19 protein-coding genes and 1 tRNA gene are annotated in these 20,716 nt (G+C 63.3%); 9 read left to right on the top strand and 11 right to left on the bottom strand.

Annotation, left to right across the window (positions count from 1 at the left end):
- The first annotated feature begins 5 nt into the window (after window positions 1–5).
- The 6 genes from ureC (at window position 6) to AACH87_RS07635 (ending at window position 4,583) form a co-directional block, all read left to right on the top strand.
- Entirely contained in the window at window positions 6–1,751 is a 1,746-nt protein-coding gene (gene ureC, locus AACH87_RS07660) for an urease subunit alpha (protein ID WP_338798182.1), read from the top strand.
- Between the two features lie 7 nt (window positions 1,752–1,758).
- Entirely contained in the window at window positions 1,759–2,256 is a 498-nt protein-coding gene (locus AACH87_RS07655) for a GNAT family N-acetyltransferase (protein WP_338798181.1), read from the top strand.
- Between the two features lie 56 nt (window positions 2,257–2,312).
- Window positions 2,313–3,011, top strand: a complete 699-nt coding sequence (ureE, locus tag AACH87_RS07650) for an urease accessory protein UreE (protein ID WP_338798180.1) — start codon at window positions 2,313–2,315, stop codon at window positions 3,009–3,011.
- A 10-nt stretch (window positions 3,012–3,021) separates the two neighbouring features.
- Window positions 3,022–3,732: an urease accessory UreF family protein gene (locus tag AACH87_RS07645; protein ID WP_338798179.1), complete on the top strand. Its 711-nt coding sequence runs from the start codon at window positions 3,022–3,024 to the stop codon at window positions 3,730–3,732.
- A 62-nt stretch (window positions 3,733–3,794) separates the two neighbouring features.
- Window positions 3,795–4,472 (top strand): urease accessory protein UreG, encoded by a 678-nt coding sequence (ureG, locus tag AACH87_RS07640; RefSeq protein ID WP_338798178.1) that lies wholly within the window; start codon window positions 3,795–3,797, stop codon window positions 4,470–4,472.
- Between the two features lie 21 nt (window positions 4,473–4,493).
- Window positions 4,494–4,583, top strand: a tRNA-Ser gene (locus tag AACH87_RS07635).
- A 177-nt stretch (window positions 4,584–4,760) separates the two neighbouring features.
- Here the strand turns inward: AACH87_RS07635 and AACH87_RS07630 are convergent.
- The gene (locus AACH87_RS07630; protein ID WP_338798177.1) at window positions 4,761–6,521 is read right to left on the bottom strand and encodes a methyl-accepting chemotaxis protein; all 1,761 of its coding nucleotides are present in this window, start codon (window positions 6,519–6,521) and stop codon (window positions 4,761–4,763) included.
- Between the two features lie 628 nt (window positions 6,522–7,149).
- Here AACH87_RS07630 and AACH87_RS07625 point away from each other — a divergent pair.
- Window positions 7,150–7,926, top strand: coding sequence for an SDR family oxidoreductase (locus AACH87_RS07625; RefSeq protein ID WP_338798884.1), 777 nt, complete (start codon window positions 7,150–7,152; stop codon window positions 7,924–7,926).
- Window positions 7,927–8,066: 140 nt separating this feature from the next.
- On the opposite strand, the gene AACH87_RS07620 is transcribed toward AACH87_RS07625, so the two are convergent.
- Complete coding sequence (locus AACH87_RS07620) at window positions 8,067–9,128, bottom strand: alkene reductase (protein ID WP_338798175.1); 1,062 nt, start codon at window positions 9,126–9,128, stop codon at window positions 8,067–8,069.
- 168 nt (window positions 9,129–9,296) lie between these two features.
- Here AACH87_RS07620 and AACH87_RS07615 point away from each other — a divergent pair, with 168 nt between their 5' ends.
- Window positions 9,297–9,839, top strand: coding sequence for a MarR family winged helix-turn-helix transcriptional regulator (locus AACH87_RS07615; RefSeq protein WP_338798174.1), 543 nt, complete (start codon window positions 9,297–9,299; stop codon window positions 9,837–9,839).
- 143 nt (window positions 9,840–9,982) lie between these two features.
- Window positions 9,983–10,150, top strand: a complete 168-nt coding sequence (locus tag AACH87_RS07610; RefSeq protein WP_338798173.1) for a hypothetical protein — start codon at window positions 9,983–9,985, stop codon at window positions 10,148–10,150.
- An 80-nt stretch (window positions 10,151–10,230) separates the two neighbouring features.
- On the opposite strand, the gene AACH87_RS07605 is transcribed toward AACH87_RS07610, so the two are convergent.
- The 9 genes from AACH87_RS07605 to fdh3B all read right to left on the bottom strand — a co-directional run bounded on the left by AACH87_RS07605 (window position 10,231) and on the right by fdh3B (window position 20,606).
- Entirely contained in the window at window positions 10,231–11,802 is a 1,572-nt protein-coding gene (locus tag AACH87_RS07605; protein WP_338798172.1) for a methyl-accepting chemotaxis protein, read from the bottom strand.
- A gap of 228 nt (window positions 11,803–12,030) precedes the next feature.
- Window positions 12,031–12,456 carry a group II truncated hemoglobin gene (locus tag AACH87_RS07600; RefSeq protein WP_338798171.1) on the bottom strand — a complete coding sequence of 142 codons (426 nt, stop codon included), beginning with the start codon at window positions 12,454–12,456 and terminating at the stop codon, window positions 12,031–12,033.
- Window positions 12,457–12,517: 61 nt separating this feature from the next.
- Complete coding sequence (locus tag AACH87_RS07595; RefSeq protein ID WP_338798170.1) at window positions 12,518–15,037, bottom strand: FtsX-like permease family protein; 2,520 nt, start codon at window positions 15,035–15,037, stop codon at window positions 12,518–12,520.
- 11 nt (window positions 15,038–15,048) lie between these two features.
- Window positions 15,049–16,746, bottom strand: a complete 1,698-nt coding sequence (locus AACH87_RS07590; RefSeq protein WP_338798168.1) for a C13 family peptidase — start codon at window positions 16,744–16,746, stop codon at window positions 15,049–15,051.
- Between the two features lie 372 nt (window positions 16,747–17,118).
- On the bottom strand, window positions 17,119–18,033 hold the full coding sequence (locus AACH87_RS07585; protein ID WP_338798166.1) for a formate dehydrogenase accessory sulfurtransferase FdhD: 915 nt from the start codon (window positions 18,031–18,033) through the stop codon (window positions 17,119–17,121).
- Window positions 18,034–18,118: 85 nt separating this feature from the next.
- On the bottom strand, window positions 18,119–18,496 hold the full coding sequence (locus AACH87_RS07580; protein WP_338798165.1) for a hypothetical protein: 378 nt from the start codon (window positions 18,494–18,496) through the stop codon (window positions 18,119–18,121).
- Between the two features lie 11 nt (window positions 18,497–18,507).
- On the bottom strand, window positions 18,508–19,737 hold the full coding sequence (locus AACH87_RS07575) for a formate dehydrogenase subunit gamma (RefSeq protein ID WP_338798164.1): 1,230 nt from the start codon (window positions 19,735–19,737) through the stop codon (window positions 18,508–18,510).
- Between the two features lie 12 nt (window positions 19,738–19,749).
- Complete coding sequence (locus tag AACH87_RS07570; protein ID WP_338798163.1) at window positions 19,750–19,989, bottom strand: hypothetical protein; 240 nt, start codon at window positions 19,987–19,989, stop codon at window positions 19,750–19,752.
- On the bottom strand, window positions 19,986–20,606 hold the full coding sequence (gene fdh3B, locus AACH87_RS07565) for a formate dehydrogenase FDH3 subunit beta (protein ID WP_338798162.1): 621 nt from the start codon (window positions 20,604–20,606) through the stop codon (window positions 19,986–19,988). The genes AACH87_RS07570 and fdh3B overlap by 4 nt, the downstream gene beginning before the upstream one ends.
- Window positions 20,607–20,716 lie beyond the last annotated feature (110 nt).

Genomic DNA, 20,716 nt, shown 5'->3' with positions numbered 1-20,716 from the left:
CCCCCATGGCAACCATTGGACGACGCGCCTATGCCGAAATGTTCGGCCCCACCGTGGGCGACCGGCTGCGCCTGGCCGACACCGAACTCCTCCTTGAAGTCGAAGCCGACTACACCCTGCGCGCGGGCAGCTACGGCGAAGAGGTGAAATTTGGCGGCGGCAAAACCATTCGCGACGGCATGGCGCAAAGCCAGCGCACCAATGCGGGTGGGGCTGTCGATACCGTGCTGACCAACGCCCTGGTGATTGACCACACCGGCATCTTCAAGGCCGACATCGGCCTCAAGGCAGGCCGCATCGCCGCCATCGGCAAGGCGGGCAACCCCGACACGCAACCCGGCGTGGACATCATCATCGGCCCCGGCACCGAGGTCATCAGCTGCGAGGGCAACATCGTCACCGCGGGCGGCATCGACAGCCACATCCACTACATCTGTCCGCAGCAGATTGAGGAAGCCCTGGCCAGCGGCGTGACCACCATGCTGGGTGGCGGCACCGGCCCCGCCACCGGCACACTGGCCACCACCTGCACGTCGGGCCCCTTCAACATGGAGCGCATGCTGCAGGCGGCTGATGCCTTCCCGATGAACCTGGGCTTTTTGGGCAAAGGCAACGCCAGCCTGCCCGATGCGCTGCACGAGCAGATCAACGCCGGGGCCATCGGTCTCAAGCTGCACGAAGACTGGGGCACCACGCCCTCGGCCATCAGCAACTGCCTGGATGTGGCGGACGAGACCGACACGCAGGTCGCCATCCACAGTGACACGCTCAATGAATCGGGCTTTGTGGAGAACACCATTGCCGCCGTGGCCGGGCGCGGCATCTGCGCCTTCCACACCGAAGGCGCGGGCGGCGGGCACGCACCCGACATCCTGCGCGTGGTGGGCGAGGACAACTTCTTGCCCTCGTCCACCAACCCCACCATGCCGTACACGCACAACACGCTGGACGAGCACGTGGACATGCTCATGGTGTGCCACCACCTCGACGCCAGCATTGCCGAAGACCTGGCCTTTGCCGAAAGCCGCATCCGCAAGGAGACCATCGCCGCCGAAGACATCCTGCACGACCTGGGCGCGATCAGCATGATGAGCAGCGACAGCCAAGCCATGGGCCGCGTGGGCGAAGTCATCCTGCGCACCTGGCAAACCGCGCACAAGATGAAGGTGCAGCGCGGCTGGCTGGCCCCCACTGCGGGCCGCGACGAGCTGGCCGAGATCCTGCAGCGCAACGACAACTTCCGCATCAAGCGCTACGTGGCCAAGTACACGATCAACCCCGCCATTGCGCACGGCATTGCCCACGAGGTGGGCTCGCTGGAAGTGGGCAAGTGGGCAGACATCGTGATCTGGAAGCCTGCGTTCTTCGGCGTGAAGCCTGCGCTCATCCTCAAGGGCGGGCTCATCGCCATGGCCGCGATGGGCGACCCGAATGCCTCCATCCCCACGCCGCAGCCCGTGCACTACCGGCCCATGTTCGGCGCGTTCGGCGGGGCCATTGCCAAGACTTCGCTCACCTTTGTGTCGCAAGCGGGTCTGAATGCGGGCATTGGCGAACGCTTTGGCCTGCGCAAGCAGCTCAGCGCCGTGCGCAACATCCGTGGCGTGCGCAAGCAGCACATGGTGCACAACAGCTACACGCCCAAGATGGAGGTGGACGCGCAGACCTACACCGTGCGCGCCGACGGCCAATTGCTCACTTGCGAGCCCGCCACCGTGCTGCCCATGGCGCAGCGCTACTTTTTGTTCTGAGCAACGCATGGCCGCCCACCCATCCCAGCTGCACATCCGCCTGGACGACCTGAGCGACCCGCGCATCGAGGCGTTCATGGAGGAGCACCTGCGGGACATGCGCGCCACATCGCCGCCGGAGAGCGTGCACGCGCTGGACATGGCCCGGCTGCGCCAGCCGGAGATCCGTTTCTGGACCGCCTGGCTGCCCGATGAAGCTGCGCCCTCCCCTGGGCGGCTGGTGGGTACAGGCGCCCTCAAGCACCTGGACGACGGGCATGCCGAACTCAAATCCATGCGCACAGCAGCCTCGGTGCGCGGCCAGGGCGTGGGCCGGGCTGTGCTGGAACATATCCTGGGCCAGGCGGTAGACCTGGGCTACCAGCGCATCAGCCTGGAGACGGGCAGCCAGCCGTTTTTTGAGCCCGCCCACCAGCTGTATCTGCGCTACGGCTTTGCCGACTGCGCGCCGTTTGGCAGCTATAGGCCAGACCCGCACAGCCGCTTCATGACCAGAGCGCTGTAGCGCCACAATGCAGCTTTGCCCCACCGTGCGGGCTGGCTTCTTCTTAATCCGTCACCATGATCCAGGTTTCCAAACTCATCCCCCAGGGCCAAGGCCTGGCCCCTGTGCTGCTCAAGCGCGCCGCCACGGTCGAACTCGACTGGGACGTGCGCCAGAAAAGCCGCTTTGCCGCCACCGACTCGGCCGGGCGCGAACTGGGCATCTTCCTGCCACGGGGCACCCTGGTGCGCGGCGGCGATGTGCTGGTGGCCGAAGACGGTTCGCTGGTGCGCGTAGTGGCCGCCCAGCAGCCCGTGCTGGTCATCACCCACTGCCCACAACACGGCACCGCGTTTGACCTGACCCGCGCCGCCTACCACCTGGGCAACCGCCATGTGCCCATCGAGCTGCAGCCTGACCACCTCAAGATCGAACCCGACCACGTGCTGGCCGACATGCTGCGCGCCATGCACCTGATCGTGACCGAACAGGACCTGGCGTTTGAGCCCGAAGGCGGTGCTTATGCCGCTGGGCATGGCGGGGGGCACAGCCATGGGGAACATGGACATGGAAAGGGGCACGACCATCACCATGGTCACGAACACTCCCATGACCATTCACATGGCCATACCCACGAACATGGGCATAGCCACGATCACAACCATGCAGCCGCCCCCAGCGCCCCCAGCGCAGCCCCTGCCCGTGGGCGCACCGTGTCGATCCCCGTGGTCGCCCAAGGGCATGTACACGGCCCCGGCTGCAACCACGACCACTGACTCCCACTCCATGCGCCTGGACCGCCCCACGCCCCTGCCCGCCGCCAGCTTCCTGCAGCTGATGTGGCTGGCCTCGCCCGCGCTGCCTGTGGGTGGGTTCTCGTACTCCGAAGGGCTGGAAAGCGCCATTGAAAACGCGGGCCTCGCCAGCGAGGTCGCCGTGGGTGACTGGCTGCTGGACCAGCTCCACATCACCCAGGCGCGCGGCGACATGGCCCTCATCGCCAAGGCCGTGGGTGCCTGGCGGCGCGGCGACATGGAGCACGTCAAAGAACTCAACGACTGGGTGCTGCACACCCGCGAAACCAGCGAGCTGCGCTTGCAGACGGAGCAAATGGGTCGCTCTCTGGCCGAGTGGCTGCGCAACCAATACCAGGGTGACGAAGCCCTGATGCCCGCCGTGCGCCACCTTGCCGCCCTGCCCCCCACCTACCCCGTGGCCTTCGCACTGGCCGCATCGCCCACCCAGGCCAGCGTGCGCGAGGTGCTGCTGGCCTACGCCTTCGGCTGGGCCGAGAACATGGTGCAGGCCGCCCTCAAATCCATGCAATTGGGCCAAAGCGCAGGCCAGCGCATTCTGGCCCGGCTGGCAGGCGCCATACCGCTGGCAGCAGACCACGCTGCCAGCCTGATGGACAGCGAGCGCCAGGCGTTTTCGCCCATGCTGGCCATTCTGAGCGCCCAGCACGAAGTGCAATATTCAAGGCTTTTTCGCTCCTAGCGCAAGCAGGATAAGCGCAATCAGCTATCTGTTTAGTAGCAAACAATGCCATCACCCACACCATGACCAACGCACTGCACCACATCCCCCACCGCACCAAAAACCTGCCCCCCCTGCGCGTAGGCATCGGCGGCCCCGTAGGCTCCGGCAAAACCACGCTGCTGGAGATGCTGTGCAAGGCGATGCGCGATGACTACGACCTCATCGCCATCACCAACGACATCTACACCAAGGAAGACCAGCGCCTGCTCACCGTCAGCGGTGCCCTGCCCGCCGAACGCATCCTGGGCGTGGAAACCGGCGGCTGCCCCCACACCGCCATCCGCGAGGACTGCTCCATCAATTTGGAGGCCATCGACCGCATGCTGGGCGATTTCCCCAACGCCGACATCGTGTTTGTGGAAAGCGGCGGCGACAACCTGGCCGCCACCTTCAGCCCCGAGCTGAGCGACCTCACCATCTACGTCATCGACGTGGCCGCCGGCGAAAAAATCCCCCGCAAGGGCGGCCCCGGCATTACCAAAAGCGACCTGTTCGTCATCAACAAAACCGACCTGGCCCCCCACGTGGGTGCCAACCTGGATGTGATGCGTGCCGACACCACCCGCATGCGCACCAACGCCCAGGGCCTCAAGCCATTTGCGATGACCAACCTCAAAACCCAGGACGGCCTGGCCGAAGTCATCCGCTTCATCGAGACCCGCGGCATGCTCACCAAAACCGCCCGCGCAAGCAGCTAGAATACGCAGCTTCCAAAACCCGGAGACTTGGGTGAGTGGTTTAAACCAGCAGTCTTGAAAACTGCCGAAGGAGTGATCCTTCCGTGAGTTCGAATCTCACAGTCTCCGCCAGAATGCAAAAAAGCACCCTGCGCAGGGTGCTTTTTTTGTCTGCGCCACCCCCATTGGTCTCAGGGGAAGATGCGTCTTACCCACTATCTGTGGGTCAATGCAGCTGTGTGTAGCCGCGTCGCAGGAACCAGCGCCTGCGCTACCGGCGCACAGTTCAATTCCAGCCGTACCGACCGTTCAAAAGCTCTCCCACTCATCATCCCCAGCGCCCGGCTTGGTACTGGGCGCTGCCTTGGCCACCGGCGCCGCCAGGCTGGCCGCTGGCTTGGGTGCCGTGGTCTTGCCCAGCTTGGCTGCTGTCTGGCTTGTTTTGCCTGCCAAAGCACTCTTGGAGCTGTAGGCCGCTGCTGCGGCACGGCTGATGCTTGGCGCAGGGGCAGCGCTGCGGTAGCTGGCGTCTTGTGCGAGCTTGAAGACGGCCACGGCGTTGACGAGTTCTCCGGCCTGGCCATTGAGGCTGGCGGCCGCTGCGGCCATTTCTTCCACCAGGGCTGCGTTTTGCTGGGTGGCCTGGTCCATTTGCGTGACGGCTTCTCCCACCTGGCCTACGCCCTGGCTTTGTTCGCTGCTGGCGGCGCTGATCTCGCCCATGATGTCGGTGACGCGGCGGATGGCGGTGACGACTTCGGTCATGGTTTCACCGGCCTTGTCTACCAGGAGGCTGCCTTGCTCTACGCGCTCTACGCTGGCGGTGATGAGGCTCTTGATTTCCTTGGCGGCTTCTGCGCTGCGCTGGGCGAGGCTGCGCACTTCTCCGGCCACCACGGCAAAGCCGCGGCCTTGTTCGCCTGCACGGGCGGCTTCCACTGCGGCGTTCAGCGCCAGGATGTTGGTCTGGAAGGCGATGCCGTCGATGACGGTGATGATGTCGGCAATCTTGTTGCTGCTGGCGTTGATGCCTTTCATGGTCTCCACCACTTCGGCAACGACGGAGCCGCCTTGCTCTGCCACGCTGGAGGCGTTCATGGCCAGCTGGTTGGCGGTGCGGGCGTTGTCGGCGTTTTGCCGCACGGTGGAGCCGAGCTCTTCCATGGAGGCTGCGGTTTCCTGCAGGGCGCTGGCTTGCTGTTCGGTGCGCGCGCTCAGGTCGTTGTTGCCGGAGGCGATCTGGGCGCTGGCGGAGGCGACGCTTTCGGAGTTCTGGCGCACGACGGAGACGGTGCGCACGAGGCTTTGCTGCATGCGGGCCAGGGCGCTCAGGAGTTGGCCGGTTTCGTCTTGCGAGGTGACTTCGATGGGGGCTGTGAGGTCGCCTGCGGCAACTTGGTCTGCGATGACCACGGCGTGTGCCAGGGGGGCCGTGATGGAGCGGATCAGCCAAGCTGCGGCGAAAATAGTCACCAAGATTGCAACCAACGAAACGATGAGCAGAACGGCTCTCGCAGAAGAGAAAGTACTCGATGCATTTTTCGATGCTGTACTTGCACCTTCATGGTTCAGCTTTACCAGCTTGTCCAAACGGTCCTTGATCTCCAGATAAATTGGACGAGACTCCTTGGACATGACCGCTGCTGCGCCCGCGCCATCGCCGCTTCGTGACAACGACAGAGCCTTGTCATTGACTTGCACGTACTTGTCCCATAGAGCCCCAAAGTCGTCGTAGAGCTTTTGTTCTTCTGGACTGCTGATGAGTTTTTCGTAGACCTTGCGCTTTTCCGCAAACTTGGTACGTTGATCGACAACTTGCTTGTCAAGAGCTACCTTGGCGCTCTCATCCGGGGCCAGCACATGAGCAAGGATTGACAGCCGCAGGTCCGATGATTCGGCCTCAAGAATGTTGACAGCCTCAACGCTAGGGAGCCAATTGGTAGTGATGTTGTCGGTTTCTTCGTGTAGCGACGCAAGTTGCATCAACGAAGTGATAGCAAGCAATAGCAGCATTCCCAGCAGGAGGGTAAATGCACCGATCAATCGCGTGGATATTTTCAGATTTCTCATGTCGCTCCTACGTGGTTTGTTTGCTAGATCAGACGTCACAGTTGGGTGACACTAGTCGCTCGCAGTAAAATGAATTTTATGATAAATATGAAATTCATGCAAGAATTTATCACTTTTAATTCGCCTATATGTTTCAGACGGGACAATGCATCCATGTCCGGATGTAAAGGTCAGGGCCTCCCAGGCGAGCAATTGCCGCCTTCACCCCAAGGGGCTCAAAGCGTAGAGCAGAGGGCAATTTTGGGTCGGTTGCGGACCATTTGCGCCAAGTTATGAGTTCCCCAACAAATACAGCAAAAACGTATTGTCAACGCTGTATTTTTTGTCTGACGCCCCGTAACGACACACTGAAAAATCCAAATTTCCAGGCTTTGAAGCGCTCACCGTCTGCGCCGGTACCTGACCCTGCACGGCGTGTGCGCTTTTCGACTCTCGGCAGCCATTACTACCCCTCAGTGTCGAGTGCTCTTCACCTAGCACCCTCTCCATGCGCAGTCGCTGCGGGGGAGTATTTCTGCAAATGCCCGCCCCCGCCGTGCTAGAACGTGGGCCCCGGGTGCGTTGCCCGGTGCAGCGGTGGCGTGGGTGTGGATGAGCGCGCTACCTCCACGAATGTCTGAAATAGGAGATCGATGTGCAAGCCAGTACGAAGAAGGTGGCCGTAATTACCGGTGCGGGCTCAGGGGTTGGCAAAGCGGTGGCGCTGGCCCTGATTGGCGATGGCTACCACGCTGTGCTGGCTGGGCGCCGTGCGGGCATGCTGGACGAGGTGCGTGCGCAGGCGCAAGCGTTGCACGGTGCGGCGGACCGCGTTTTGTGTGTACCCACCGACGTAGGTGACGCCGCTGCGGTGGAGGCGTTGTTTACCCAAGCGGTTTCGCAGTTCGGGCGCGTCGATGTGCTGTTCAACAACGCGGGCCGGGGCAACCCACCCGGCGAGTTCACCGATTGGACGGCCGAGCAGTGGCGGGAGGTGGTAGACGTCAACCTCAACGGCATGTTTTTCTGCATGCAGCAGGCGTTTCGCGTCATGCGTTCGCAGACGCCGCAAGGCGGGCGCATCATCAACAACGGATCGATCTCGGCCCACGCGCCGCGCCCAAACTCCATCGCCTACACGGCAACCAAGCATGCCGTGATGGGGCTGACCAAAACCGGTGCCCTGGATGGCCGCAAGTACAACATTGCCGTGGGGCAGATCGATATTGGCAACGCTTTGACCGACCTGGCCTCGCGCATGGGCAAGGGCGTGCCGCAGGCCAATGGCGAGATCGCGGTGGAGCCGCTGATCGACGTGGCGATTGTGGGTGAGTCGGTGCGCTACATGGCGAGCCTGCCGCTGGAGGCAAATGTGCTCTTTCACACTGTAATGGCGACCAAGATGCCTTTTGTGGGGCGGGGCTGACGCGCACCGAGCCTCTTCCAGCGCGCAGACATGGCCTGCATGCATCGGGATTCATGCAGGCCCGAGACGGTTTACGCACAACCCTGCTTGCGCACCACCGCCCGCCCGTTGGAGGTGAGCGGAACGGGGCCACGACGGTCTCAGCCGGCCATCGTGGGGTAGTCGGTGTAGCCCACGGGGCCTGGCGAATAGAACGTGTTGGGATTGGGCGCGTTCAGGGCTGCGCCGGCCTGGATACGCTCTGGCAGATCTGGGTTGGCCAAAAAGCTGGTGCCAAAGGCCACGGCATCGAGTTTGCCGTCGGCAATCGCCTGAGTGGCCTCCTCAGCGGTGTAGCCCATGTTGCCCACCAGCACGCCTTGGTACTTGGCGCGTGCCACGGTCATCACGTCGCCATGCTGGGCCTGGAAGAAGTCTGCGCGCATCACGTGCAAATAGGCCAGCTTGTAGGCATTGAGCTTTTCGGCCAGGAAGCCGATCAGGGCCACGGGGTCGCTGTCCTTCATGCTGTTGAAGCTGTTCAGGGGCGACAGGCGCAGGCCCACACGCTCGCTGCCGATGGCCGCAGTCACGGCGGTCAGCACTTCAAACAGGAAGCGTGCACGGTTTTCCATGGAGCCACCGTAGCCATCGGTACGGTCGTTCGCGCCATCGCGCAGGAACTGGTCGATGAGGTAGCCGTTGGCGCCGTGCACTTCCACGCCGTCAAAGCCAGCGGCAATGGCGTTTTTGGCGCCCTGCGCAAAGGCGGCCACGATGCCGGGAATTTCAGCTTCCGTCAGCACATGGGCAGGCACGTGAGGCACTTTGCCCGTGGGCGTGTGGATGTCACCTTCCACGGGCGTAGCGGTGGACGACACCGTGGGCGCACCGCCGTTGATGGCAGGGTGGGCGGCGCGGCCTGCGTGCCAGATTTGCATGAAGATGCGGCCGCCCTTGGCGTGCACGGCCGACGTCACTTGCTTCCAGGCAGCGATCTGCTCGTCGGAATAGATACCCGGCTCGGCAATGAATGCGGAGGTGTTGGGGGCCACCATCGTGCATTCGGTGATCAGCAAGCCGCCGCTGGCACGCTGGGCGTAGTACTCGGCCATCATGGCATTGGGCATGTGGCCCGCATCAGCGCGTGCGCGCGTCAGGGGGGCCATCAGGATGCGGTTGGGAAGAGTCAGGGAGCCAACTTGCAAAGGGTTGAATAGCATGGGATGGGTCGCAATCAAGGTTGAGAAAAGCCATCAGCGCAGAGCACTGGCGGGGTAGAGCAATTGAGTTGAGTACACAACTATATGCCTTTATTAAAACCATTGAGTACTCAAGTGAATTGCAAGACGTGCTTGGGTGGATCTTTGGGCTAAGGGACAATCCACCCAATGAAAAACCCGTCGACGACTGACATCGACCCTGTAAACCCATGCGCCTACCAACGAGAGGCACTGGGGGATTTGCCGTGCACGAACATCTCGATCCGGCGGGCAGCCCGCAGGCTGGCATATCTGTACGACGAGGCGGCAGAGTGTGTGGACCTGAAAGCGACGCAAGTCACCCTGGCAGGCATGATCGACCAGATGACCGATGTGCAGACTGCGCGAGGCCCCACACTGCTGGAGCTGGCGGGAGGGCTGGCGATTCAGATTTCGGCGCTGACCCACGCATTGAGGCCTCTGGTACGTGATGGGCTCGTTGCCCTGCACCCCGATACACAAGATAAGCGCACCAAGCGTGCAGTCCTCACAGAAGACGGAAAAGCACGACTCAAGCAGGCACTGCAGGCATGGTCTGCCGTAAATCACCGCGTGGAAGAGGTGCTGGGGCCTGAATCGGCAAGCATGCTGAGGGCATTGGCCGATCAGGTCGCGTCGGATGATTTTCTGCAGTCATACCGTAATGCAGCCCAGCGACAGCGGTCCGAATAGGCTCCCAGCCCCATACCTACTGCATAGAACACGCTGCAATCAGTTTGTAGCCTTGGTTTGCACTGACTGGTACGACCAGACTGCTGACGACCCATGCCACAGGGGCGCAGGCGACCTTGTGCCAGCCGCACGAGGTATCAGCCATGCTGCGGGGGGCGACCCAGGTGCCGCTCAAGAAGGAGTTCATGGTGAACGGTGGCGAAAACCACGCGGGGAATATGTGCGAGGCGCTGCACTGGCACGGCTTCATCGGCATGGAGCGCGAAGCCGTGGACCTGATGGCGAACTGGATAAAGATGCCAACGCCGTAATACGGCATCCGCTGCTCCAAGATCCGGCACGTGATGTTGTCTTCAACATGGGCACTGCAAATTGCTTGGAGCACCAAATTTCACTCTGTCAGCAGCAGGGATGGCTGCCCCTGAGTGGCTCCCACCGGCAACTGAAACACCGATACCGTTCTGACCAGCTCCATGGAGCGCTGCCGCAGACTTTCTGCGCTGGCGGAGGACTGCTCCACCAGGGCCGCGTTCTGCTGGGTGCTTTGGTCCATGCTGTCCACGGCTTTGCTCATTTCCGTCACACCACGCGCCTGCTCGGTGCTGGCAGCGCTGATCTCGGCCACGATGCTGTCCACGCGCTGGATGGCGGTGACGATGTGAGACATGGTCTCCCCCGCCTGGGTGACCAGAGTGGCGCCCTCCTCCACATACTCGCTGCTGGAATGGATGAGCGTGCCGATCTCTTTGGCCGCCTGCGCGCTGCGCTGTGCCAGCGCGCGTACTTCTGAGGCCACCACGGCAAACCCGCGCCCTTGCTCACCAGCGCGCGCGGCCTCCACCGCGGCGTTCAGGGCCAGGATGTTGGTCTGGAAGGCAATGCTGTCGATGACCGTGATGATCTCTGCAATCTTTTTGGAGGCTGCGGAAATGTTGGCCATGGTGTCCACCACCTTTTGCACGACCTGTCCTCCCTCACGCGCCACGCCCGAGGCGGTGGAGGCGAGCTGTTTGGCCTCTTGCGCATTCTCTGCATTGCGAGAGACCGTCATGTTCAGGTGCTCCATGGTGGAAGCGGTTTGCTGCAACGCACCGGCCTGCTGTTCGGTGCGGCTGGAGAGGTCGTGATTGCCTGCGGCAATCTCGGCACTGGCGTTGGCCACGCCGTCGGCAGACGAGCGCACCGATCCCACCACCTGCAGCAATGAGGTCTGCATGAAGCGCAAGGCGTCCAGCAGCGGACTGAATTCATCCTTGCTGTGGTCGGCAATCTGCAACGTCAAATCGCCATGCGCAACGCGCTCTGCCACTTCGCTGGACTGCGCAATGCGCCGCTCCAGCACTTTTTTCACCCAGATGGCAAAGCCAGCCAGCGAGACGATGATGGCTGCAAGCCCTGCAAGCTGGATCATGAGGGTGAGGTTGATGGACTCCTGCACGCCCTGGATATCTTCCGACAGCGATTTGGTCTGGTAATCAACCGCGCCTTCCAAGGCTCGCAACAACGCGTTGCGGGCTGGGATGGTGTTGGAGACAAGAAAGTCGAATGCGCGCTCACGGTCGCCTTGCTGGATGAGGCGTATGTTGGCCTCCCCCTCGACCCAGAAGGCGGACACCAGCCCTGGAATGGGCTTGAACACTTCCTTGCCCTTGACGGAAAACAGCCTTTGCTCATAGTCCTTGAGCGCGGCATCAATCAACTCGCGCCGTTTGGCAATGTCTTGCAAAGAGGCATCCCGCTCTTGCGGGGTGCGGGCCAGCATGGCGTGCCGCAACTGAAGGGATGAACGAATGATGTCCAGTTCAATGGCTGCAGCGCCCTTTAACTGGAGTACCCGGCTGTCCTTGATATGAAGCGCCACGGTCTGGACGGAGGAGAGTTCCGTGTAGCTGAAGATGCCAAAAGTCACCACGGCTACTGCCAGCGCAGCGATGGTGCAGAAAAGGCGCTTGGTGATTCCCATGTGACGCTCCGTATCAAATACACAATTTTGATGCGGCTATTTTATGATTTTTATCAAAATAATCAATAAAAATATATTCTTTGGTTCTGAAATATGATGAATGTGACTGATGAGTCATTGCTAAAACACGGAAGGTTGATGACAGGGCAAAGCCATGAAAAAAGGGAACTGCACGCCAATGCAGTTCCCTTCGCTCCGGAAAAAGAGGGCTACTTGCGCCCTGCCCCTTTACCCCCCGCGGTTACGCATCCAGTCCGCAGTGCCCATAAAGCTCTCGCGCAAGCGCGCGCGCAGGTCCTCAGGCACGCCTGTCTCGCCCATGGCCTGGTCCATGCAAGCCACCCACTGGTCGCGCTCTTTGATGCCGATGGAAAACGGCATGTGCCGCGCACGCAGGCGGGGGTGGCCGAACTGATCGGTGTAGTACGAAGGGCCACCCAGCCAGCCGCACAGAAACCAGAACAGCTTTTGCCGGGCGCTGTCCAGATCGGGGCCGTGGGCGGCACGCAGTTCGGTGTAGGCGGGCTCCAGGTCCATCAGGTCATAGAAGCGGTCGGTCAAGGCGCGCACGCGGTCTTCGCCACCGATCCATTCAAACGGTGTGGCGGGTTGCGGCTGGGGTTGGGCCTGTGGGCTGGCGGTGTCTGCGTTCATAGTGTTTTAGTGCTCCAGCGCTTATTTGATAAGCGCAAGCAGCTATCATATTGATAGCAATCTATTCTACCGCCCTGCGCAGCGTGTCCACCACGGGGCGGCGCAATACCTCGCGCAGGCCCCACCAGCCCGCCAGCAGGGCCAGCACTGCCCCCGCTACGGCACCTGCCAGCGGCACCCAGGGCGATGCCGTCCAGGCAAAGTCAAACACATAGCGCGCCAGGGCCCAGCCAACGGCTACAGCCACCGCACTGGCCAGAAAACCCGCCAGCAGGCCCACGCCCATCAGCTCGGCCCGCTGCACCTGGCGCAGCAGGCTGGCACGGGCCCCCACAGCGCGCATGATGGCGAATTCGCGCGCACGCTCTTCGCGCGTGGCGGTGACGGCAGCAAACAGTACCACCAGACCTGCGGCGAGAGTGAAAGCAAACAGAAACTCCACCGCGCGGATGACCTGGTCGAGCACGCGCTGCACCTGCGTGATGGTGCTGCCCATGTCCACGTTGGTGATGTTGGGGAATTGCCGCACCAGTGCATTGTCAAAGCCCTGCGTTTCCGGCGCGCGGTAGGCAGCCAGATAGGTCACGGCCACGCCTTCGAGCGATTCCACGGGGTACATGACGAAGAAGTTGGCACGCATGGAGCCCCAGTCCACCTTGCGCAGGCTGGTGATGCGGGCCTCGTTCTGCACGCCGCCAATGTCAAACAGCAGTCGGTCGCCGAGCTTGAGGCCCAGGGTCTGGGCAATGCCCTCTTCCACACTCACGGCTCCGGCTTCGTTCTCCGTCCAGCGGCCGGCCACGATCTGGTTGTGGGTGGGTTGCTGGGCAGCAGTGGAGAGGTTGAACTCCCGGTCCACCAGGCGCTTGGCACGGTCTTCGGTGTAGCTGTCCGGGCCCACGGGCTGGCCGTTCACGGCCAGCAGGCGGCCACGGATCATGGGATACCAGTCGTACTTGGCCACGCCGCCGGTTTGCAAGGACTTCTGAAAATCCTCGGCCTGCTCGGGCATCACGTTGATGACGAAGCGGTTGGGCGCATCGGGCGGCGTGGCCTGCCGCCAGCTGCTGATGAGGTCTGTGCGCAGCAGCACCAGCAACACCAGCGCCAACAGGCCCACGGCCAAGCTGCTGACCTGTACCACCGCGTACACGGGCCGGGCCGAGATCTGCCGTGTGGCCAGCACCAGCCAGCGCGGGGCCGTGGCCTCGTTGACCAGGCGGCGCAGCAGCTTCACCGCGACCCAGCTCAGGCCTGCGAACAGCGCCACGGCGGCGGCAAAGCCCCCAACGGCGATGAAGCCCAGCTTGAGATCGCTGCTGACCGCCAGCAGCAGCGCGGCAAAGCCTGCCACCCCCACGCCCAGCACCGCCAGCGACGCAGGCTTGAGCCCGCCCACATCGCGCCGAATGACGCGCAGCGGCGGCACCTGGGCCAACTGCAATACAGGCGGCAGGCCAAAGGCAAACAGCAGCGTGAGGCCCATGCCCAGGCCAAACGCCACGGGCCACAGGCTGGGCGCTGGCAGCGCTGCCTCTACCAAGCCCGCCAGCAGCAGCACAAACACGTTGTGCACCAGGTAACCCAGCCCCACACCCACAGCGCTGGCAAACATGCCCACCAGCGCAAACTCTGTGGTGTAGGCCCCGGCTATGGTGCGCTGGCTTTGGCCCAGCACGCGCAGCATGGCGGATGCATCCAGATGGTCTGCCGCAAACCCCCGCGCGGCCAGCGCCACCGCCACGGCAGACAGCAGTGCGGCCAGCAGGGCGACCAGATTCAGAAATTTCTGCGCGCGGTCGAGCGTCTGGCGCATTTCGGGGCGGCCGCTTTCCAGCGACTCGACCCGCACGGCGCGCACCTCGGGCTTTTTGACCTCGGCATTGGCCCAGTCGGCAAAGGCTTTGACGGCTGCCGCAGACCCTGCCACGGCAAAGCGGTAGGTGATGCGGCTGGCGGGCTGCACCAGCCCGGTGCGGGGCACATCTGCCTCGTTGAGCATGACGCGCGGTGCAAAGCTCATGAAGCCTGCCCCCCGGTCGGGCTCGATGACGATGATGCGGGCGATGCGCAACTGGGCGTCGCCCAGCAGCAGCGGGTCGCCCACGCTCAAGCCCAGGGCGTCCAGCAACGGGGCGTCCACCCATACGTCGCCCGGGGCGGGAATGTCGCGGGTGGCCTGCTCGGGCGCGCCGGGTGCATCGGCCACTTTGAGCGAGCCCCGCAAGGGATAGCCCGCCGCCACGCTTTTGAGGGCGACCAGTTTGCTGGCCCCGCCCTGCGCATCGCTGGCGCGGCCCATGGTCGGAAAGCCCATGGTGCTGACGGTTTGCAGCCCCAGCGCGCGCGCCTTGTCCACAAAGGCCTGCGGCGTGGGGTTGTCGCTGGCAACCACCGCGTCACCGCCCAGCAGTTGCAGGGCATCGCGCTGCAGGCCCCCTTGCAGGCGGTCTGCAAAAAAGCCCACCGAGGTAAGGGCCGCCACGGCCAGCGTGACCGCCACCATGAGCAGGCGCAGCTCGCCCGCACGCAAATCACGCCAAAGGGTGCGCCAGCCCAGGCGCAGGAAGGACAGGTTCATGGCCGCAGACCTTAGCGCAATTGCGTGGCGGCTTGCGCCATAGGGATTTGCGGCCCGCGTCCATACGCCACCTGCCAGCGGGTTGTGCCTTGGCTGCCGTGCGCCACCAGGCCCTTGCCGCCAGGGCGCAGCGGAATGGGCAGGCGCTGCACGGGCTGCGAACCATTGGCCTCGGCCTCCAGCCGCTGGGCCAGACCTTGCAATACGGGTTCGATCTGATGGCCTATGCGGATCTGGGGGTTGGAGAAGCCATCGGCCTTGCCAGCCTCCACCTCGCGTTGCGCAATGATGGGCACGGCCTTGGCAAAGGCCTCGGCAAACGAGTAGGTGGAGCGCAGCTGCTCATCAAACACGGCCCGGCCAAAAAACGTCAGCTCAGACCGCATGCCGCAGCCGTACGAGGTGTGGGTGGCATCCGCCGCCGTCATGATGAGGGTGGACGGGCTGGTCAGCGCATCAATCCAGCCGCCGGAATAGCAGGCCGAAATGGCGATCACCCGATGGCGGATGCCCGCATCGTCCAGCATGTGGCGCAGCAGCTCGGGTGTCATGGGGTCTACCTGCAGGGGTGGGTGCGCCGCGGCCAGCTGGTGGTCGCGTGCGCCGTGAGAGGTCATGTACACCACCAGCACATCGTTGTCGATGTCCATGGTGTCCGCCAGAGCCTCGATGGCAGCACGCAGGTTTTCTGGCGTGGCCCACAGGTGGGTGTCTGCCGTCTGCGCGTGGTTGAGCAGATGCAGCACCCGGCCCCGCGCGTCAAAGCGGTCTTGCAGCAGCTCGCTCACCATCGTGCTTTCGCGGCGGAAGACTTCCTCGCCCGCGTACGGCGCGAAAACCAGGCCATACACATCCACCACACCGGGGCGCTCGGGCACCAGGTCTTGCGTGTAGGCCTCCAGCATTAGCTGCTGCCCTTCAAACACCGATTGCGACAGCGTCAGCACCGGGGGCTGCACCGCATCAGCCTCGGCGGCAGCGTCGTCTTGCACCGTGGCGGGCATCCAGGTCGATTCAAACCCTGCGCTCAGATGCAAGGCCATGCCAGCCACCGTCACCACAGCAAACACGGCGGTACGCCAGCGCGACTGGGCAAAACGGGCCGTAAGGCGGATCAGCACCGCCAGCAGCCACAGCAGGGTCAATACGCCGCCTGCCAGCAGTGCCATCTCTTGCCACAAAGGCCCCTCGGTGGTGTAGGCCGGGTCGGCTGGGGATGGCAGCACCAGCAGAGGCAAGAGGGTGGGCAGGGCCGCCACGTTGCTCAACAGCAGCCAGGCCACCGGGCCACCTTGGGGAAAATCACCGGCCTGCACATGGTTTGGACTCGCAGGGCTGCGATGCATGGCCCACCACGCGCACCCCAGCATCAGCAACGACAGCCATTGGCTGCCCAGCCACCCGCGCAGGCTGAACTCCACCGGCCCCGTGGTCGCGGCCCATTCTCCCCAGGCCGACAAGGCCCAGCACAGAGCCAACAGCATCAAGAGCTGCAGGGGCGAAGGCGTGGCCGCGCCCGTGCGGGGGCGCAGAAACACCGCCGCGCGGAGCCCCTCGACCAGCCACCGGTAGGCAGACAAGGAGGCAGGTCTAGGCGCGGCAGGGGCCGCAGGCAGTGCCGGGGGGGCTTCAGTGGGGCTAGCAGCTTCAAGGGACTCAGGCCCCGCTGCTGGCGTGGGAGCGGAGGGGGAAGGAAGGTCGGCAGACATTCCGCAATCATGCCATCAGAGCCTTATTGGCATGTAGCGCTTGACTATCAAGCGCAAGCAGCTATCAATTCAGTAGCAAAAAGTCTTAGAACCTGTTCAAAATCTTTTCGGGGATCGCATTGGAGTGCAATCGGGATGAGTGGATGCTTCGGGTGCGCCGCATGGGCTCGTGCCCATGCAAGCAGCCGGGGCGTCCAATCGCCCGATTTCACTCCAACCCTTGCGGGCAAGTGTCTTGCCGGGCGGTCTGCGTTGTTGCACCGCTTGCCAATAGCACGGGCTATTGGCCGCGCGCTGCGCCTAGCAGCCCATCCCCTAGCCGGGCGCCCGGCAAGATACTTGTGCGACCCAAAAAAGATCTTGAACAGGTTCTCAGGCCAGCTCTGGCTGCAGCACCAAGCGGTGCGCGCCGGTGTAGCACACAAAGCGCCGGTTGGTGGCGCGGCCAATCGCGCACAGGCCCAGTTGCTGCGCCACAGCGTGGCCCATCTGCGTCATGCCGCTGCGCGACACCACGATGGGAATGCCCATCTGCGCTGATTTGATGACCATCTCGCTGGTCAGGCGGCCGGTGGTGTAGAACACCTTGTCAGCCCCGGTCATGCCGGTGTGGGTGCCGGTCTTGATGCCGTTGGCAATGGTAGTCGCCCCGCCTGTGTCGGGGTTCATCCACATCCAGCCCGCAATCGTGTCGATGGCGTTGTGGCGGCCCACATCTTCCACAAAGGTGAGCATCTCTTCGCCGCGGAACAACGCACAGCCGTGCACCGAACCTGCCGATTTGTAGGTTGTTTCCTTGAGCCGGATGGCGTTGACCAGCCCGTACAACTGCGCCTGCGTGAGTTGCGCCTCTGGCAGCTCGATGCGGTCCACTTCGTCCATCAGGCCGCCAAACACGCTGCCCTGCCCGCAGCCGGTGGTCACCACTTTGCTGGCGGTGCGCTCTTCAATGCGGGCGATGCCATTGCGGGTGTAGACGGCGGCGGCATTCACCTCCCAGTCCACGGTGATGGATTCAATGTCAAACACCGACTCCACCAGCCGCTGGTTGCGCAGGTAGCCCAGCACCAGCAACTCGGGGTGTGCGCCCAGCGTCATCAGCGTGACGAGTTCACGCCGGTCCACATACACCGTCAGGGGCCGCTCGGCAGGAATTTGCACCTGCTCCGTCTCGCCTCGCTCGTTGATGACCTCCACCGCATGGGTCAGCGGAGCTTGCGACTGGGTCAGGCGCGGCAAGGCCGGGTGGGCCGTTGCAACGGAGGTAGCGAGGGACGAATCGGTCATGAACGCAGGGTACACGCAAAAAAGCCGCAGGGGTTGCTGCGGCTTGGAGTCAAACATACCGGGCCTGGATGAGCCCCCATGTTCGTCAGGACTTGGGAGCAGACGCCGCAGGCATGTTGGTGCTGGGTGGGCTGCTGGCCGTGCCGGGTGGCGAATGGGCGCCAGACGACTCCAGCGGTTTGGCCGCTGGTGGGGTGTAGGCAAACGGGCCAGGGTCAGTGCAAGCCGCGGTGGCCACGGCAGGCTTGGCGTCCTTGCTGGTCTTGCGGTAGTGGGCCGCCACCTTGTCCTGTGCCTGGCACAGCTTGTAGTTGTCTACCTTGCCCGCCCAGGCCGTCTTGGCAGCGGCTTCGGCAGCTTTTTCAGCAGCCTCCGGGCTGGGGGCGGGCAGTTTGGCCACTGCTGCGGAGCAAACGCATGCCGCGCACAGGGCCATCAATGATGTCTTGAACAATGAAGTCATGGTGCGTTGCCTTAAACCTGCGCGGGCTGCTGGCCCGCAGATGGTGCGGCGCTGCCATCTTTGGCCACGCTGCGTTGCCGGGGGATCTTGCCCGCCTGGATATCGTCGTACCACAGCTCGTGGTGCTCCTTGGCCCAAGCATCGCTCACGTAACCCGTCTTCATGGCCTTGTAGGCACCGCGCATGCCCACTGTGCCCATGTAGATGTGGCCGCAGATGAGCGCCATCATCCAGATGGCCAGCGTGGCGTGGATCATGTGGGCGATCTGCATGTCACCGCGCACATCACCGAAACCAGGAATGAGCTTGTCCAGCACCAGGCCTGTACCCACCACAAAGATGCCGGGGATGGTGATGCCCCACCAGAAGAGGCCCTTCTCACCCGCGTTGAAGCGGTGCGAAGGCACTTCGTGGCCATCACCACCCAGCATGCCGCCGCCCTTGGACAGCCACACAAAGTCTGCGCGGTTGGCAATGTTGTCCTTCACAAAGGTGAGAACAATCACTGCCAGAGACACAGCAAACAGCGGCCCCATGAAGTTGTGCACGTTCTTGAGCGCGTAAGTGAGCCAACCGAACAAGGTGCTGCCCAGAATGGGAAGCAGGAAGAACTTGCCGAACGCCATCACGATGCCGGAGATGGCCAGCGCGATGAACGCAAAGGCATTGGCCCAGTGGGCTGCTCGCTCAAACGGTGTGAACCGTTCAATCCCCTTGGTGCCCGTGTCGGGGTGGTCATGCCCCATCGGGCCCTTCACAAAGTAGAAGATGCACAGCGCCAGCAGCACGATGGCGAACAGCGCGGCACCGTAAGGAATGATCCAGTGGTTGCGCACTTCACGCCATGCCTGACCCGCGTTGGTGAAGCGGGAGCCGGGGTACTGCACGTAGGGCTGGATGAGGTTGCCCGCCTCGGGGGCCTGGGTCTTGGGCAGGCTGCTGTAGCCTGTCACGCCCTGCCCCACCTGCCGCCACATCGGGGCGTTGTTTCCGGGCTGCACCTTCATGCGCTCGCCGTTGGTCTGCTCGGCGTAGCCGGGCTCGGCACTGGCGTCGGGCTTGACCTCAAAAATGTTTTGCCCCTGCACCCCGGCCATAGCCGCAGCAGGTGCTGCCACGGCTGCGGGGGGTGCCGCGGAGGCGTCTCCCACGGTGCCCGAAGCCACCGGGCCGCTCGGTGCCTGGGCGTACGCACCCCAGGCTCCAAGGGTCAGCAGCAAGGCACAAATTGTGTGTTTCATGGCCGACCTCGCTCAGGGCTTCTGGTTGCGGGAGTACTCGTTTTGCCCATACTGCTGGCGCGCGCGCAACTGCTGCTCCCAGCTGGTCTTGTCGCCCGCCTTCCAGCCAGGCTGGGTGAAGTTGCTGCCAGTGCCCGCGTAGGGCGCGGCGTCGTGCTTGACTGCGCCGCCTGTCTGCGGACGCTCGCCGCAGCCCGCCAAGGCAATGCCCAGGGCCAGCGCGATCAAAGAGGTGGAGGCAATGCGCTTCATGACTTGGCTCCTGCGGGGGGTTGACCTGCCTGCTTGGAGCCGTAGGCCGTGCCCCAACCCCACACTTCAGCGCCCTTGCCGCGCTGCACCACGCGGTTGCGGAAAATATCGGCCACCACGTCACCATCACCAGCCAGCAGGGCCTTGGTGGAGCACATCTCGGCACAGGCCGGGAGCTTGCCCTCGGCCAGACGGTTGCGGCCATATTTTTCAAACTCGGCCTGGCTGCCATGGGTTTCAGGGCCGCCAGCGCAGAAGGTGCACTTGTCCATCTTGCCGCGCACACCAAAGGTGCCGGAGGACGGAAACTGCGGCGCGCCAAACGGGCAGGCATAGCTGCAGTAGCCGCAGCCAATGCACACGTCCTTGTCGTGCAGCACCACACCTTCTTCGGTGCGATAGAAGCAGTTCACCGGGCACACGGCCATGCAGGGTGCATCGCTGCAATGCATGCAGGCCACCGAGATGGATTTCTCGCCAGGCACACCGTCGTTGAGGGTGACCACGCGACGGCGGTTCACACCCCAGGGGATTTCGTGTTCGTTCTTGCACGCAGTGACGCAGCTATTGCATTCGATGCAGCGCTCGGCGTCACAGATAAATTTCATTCGGGCCATTTTTGCTGTCTCCAATCAGCGATTCAGGTTTTGCCGCCGGGCCGCCCCAAGGCAAAACGCGGCCCCCTCGGGGGGCAGCGCAGTACACGAAGTGACAAGCGTGGGGGTCA

This window comes from Acidovorax sp. DW039, assembly GCF_037101375.1.
GTDB lineage: Bacteria > Pseudomonadota > Gammaproteobacteria > Burkholderiales > Burkholderiaceae_C > Acidovorax.
This window is presented reverse-complemented; position numbering and strand designations above follow the sequence as displayed.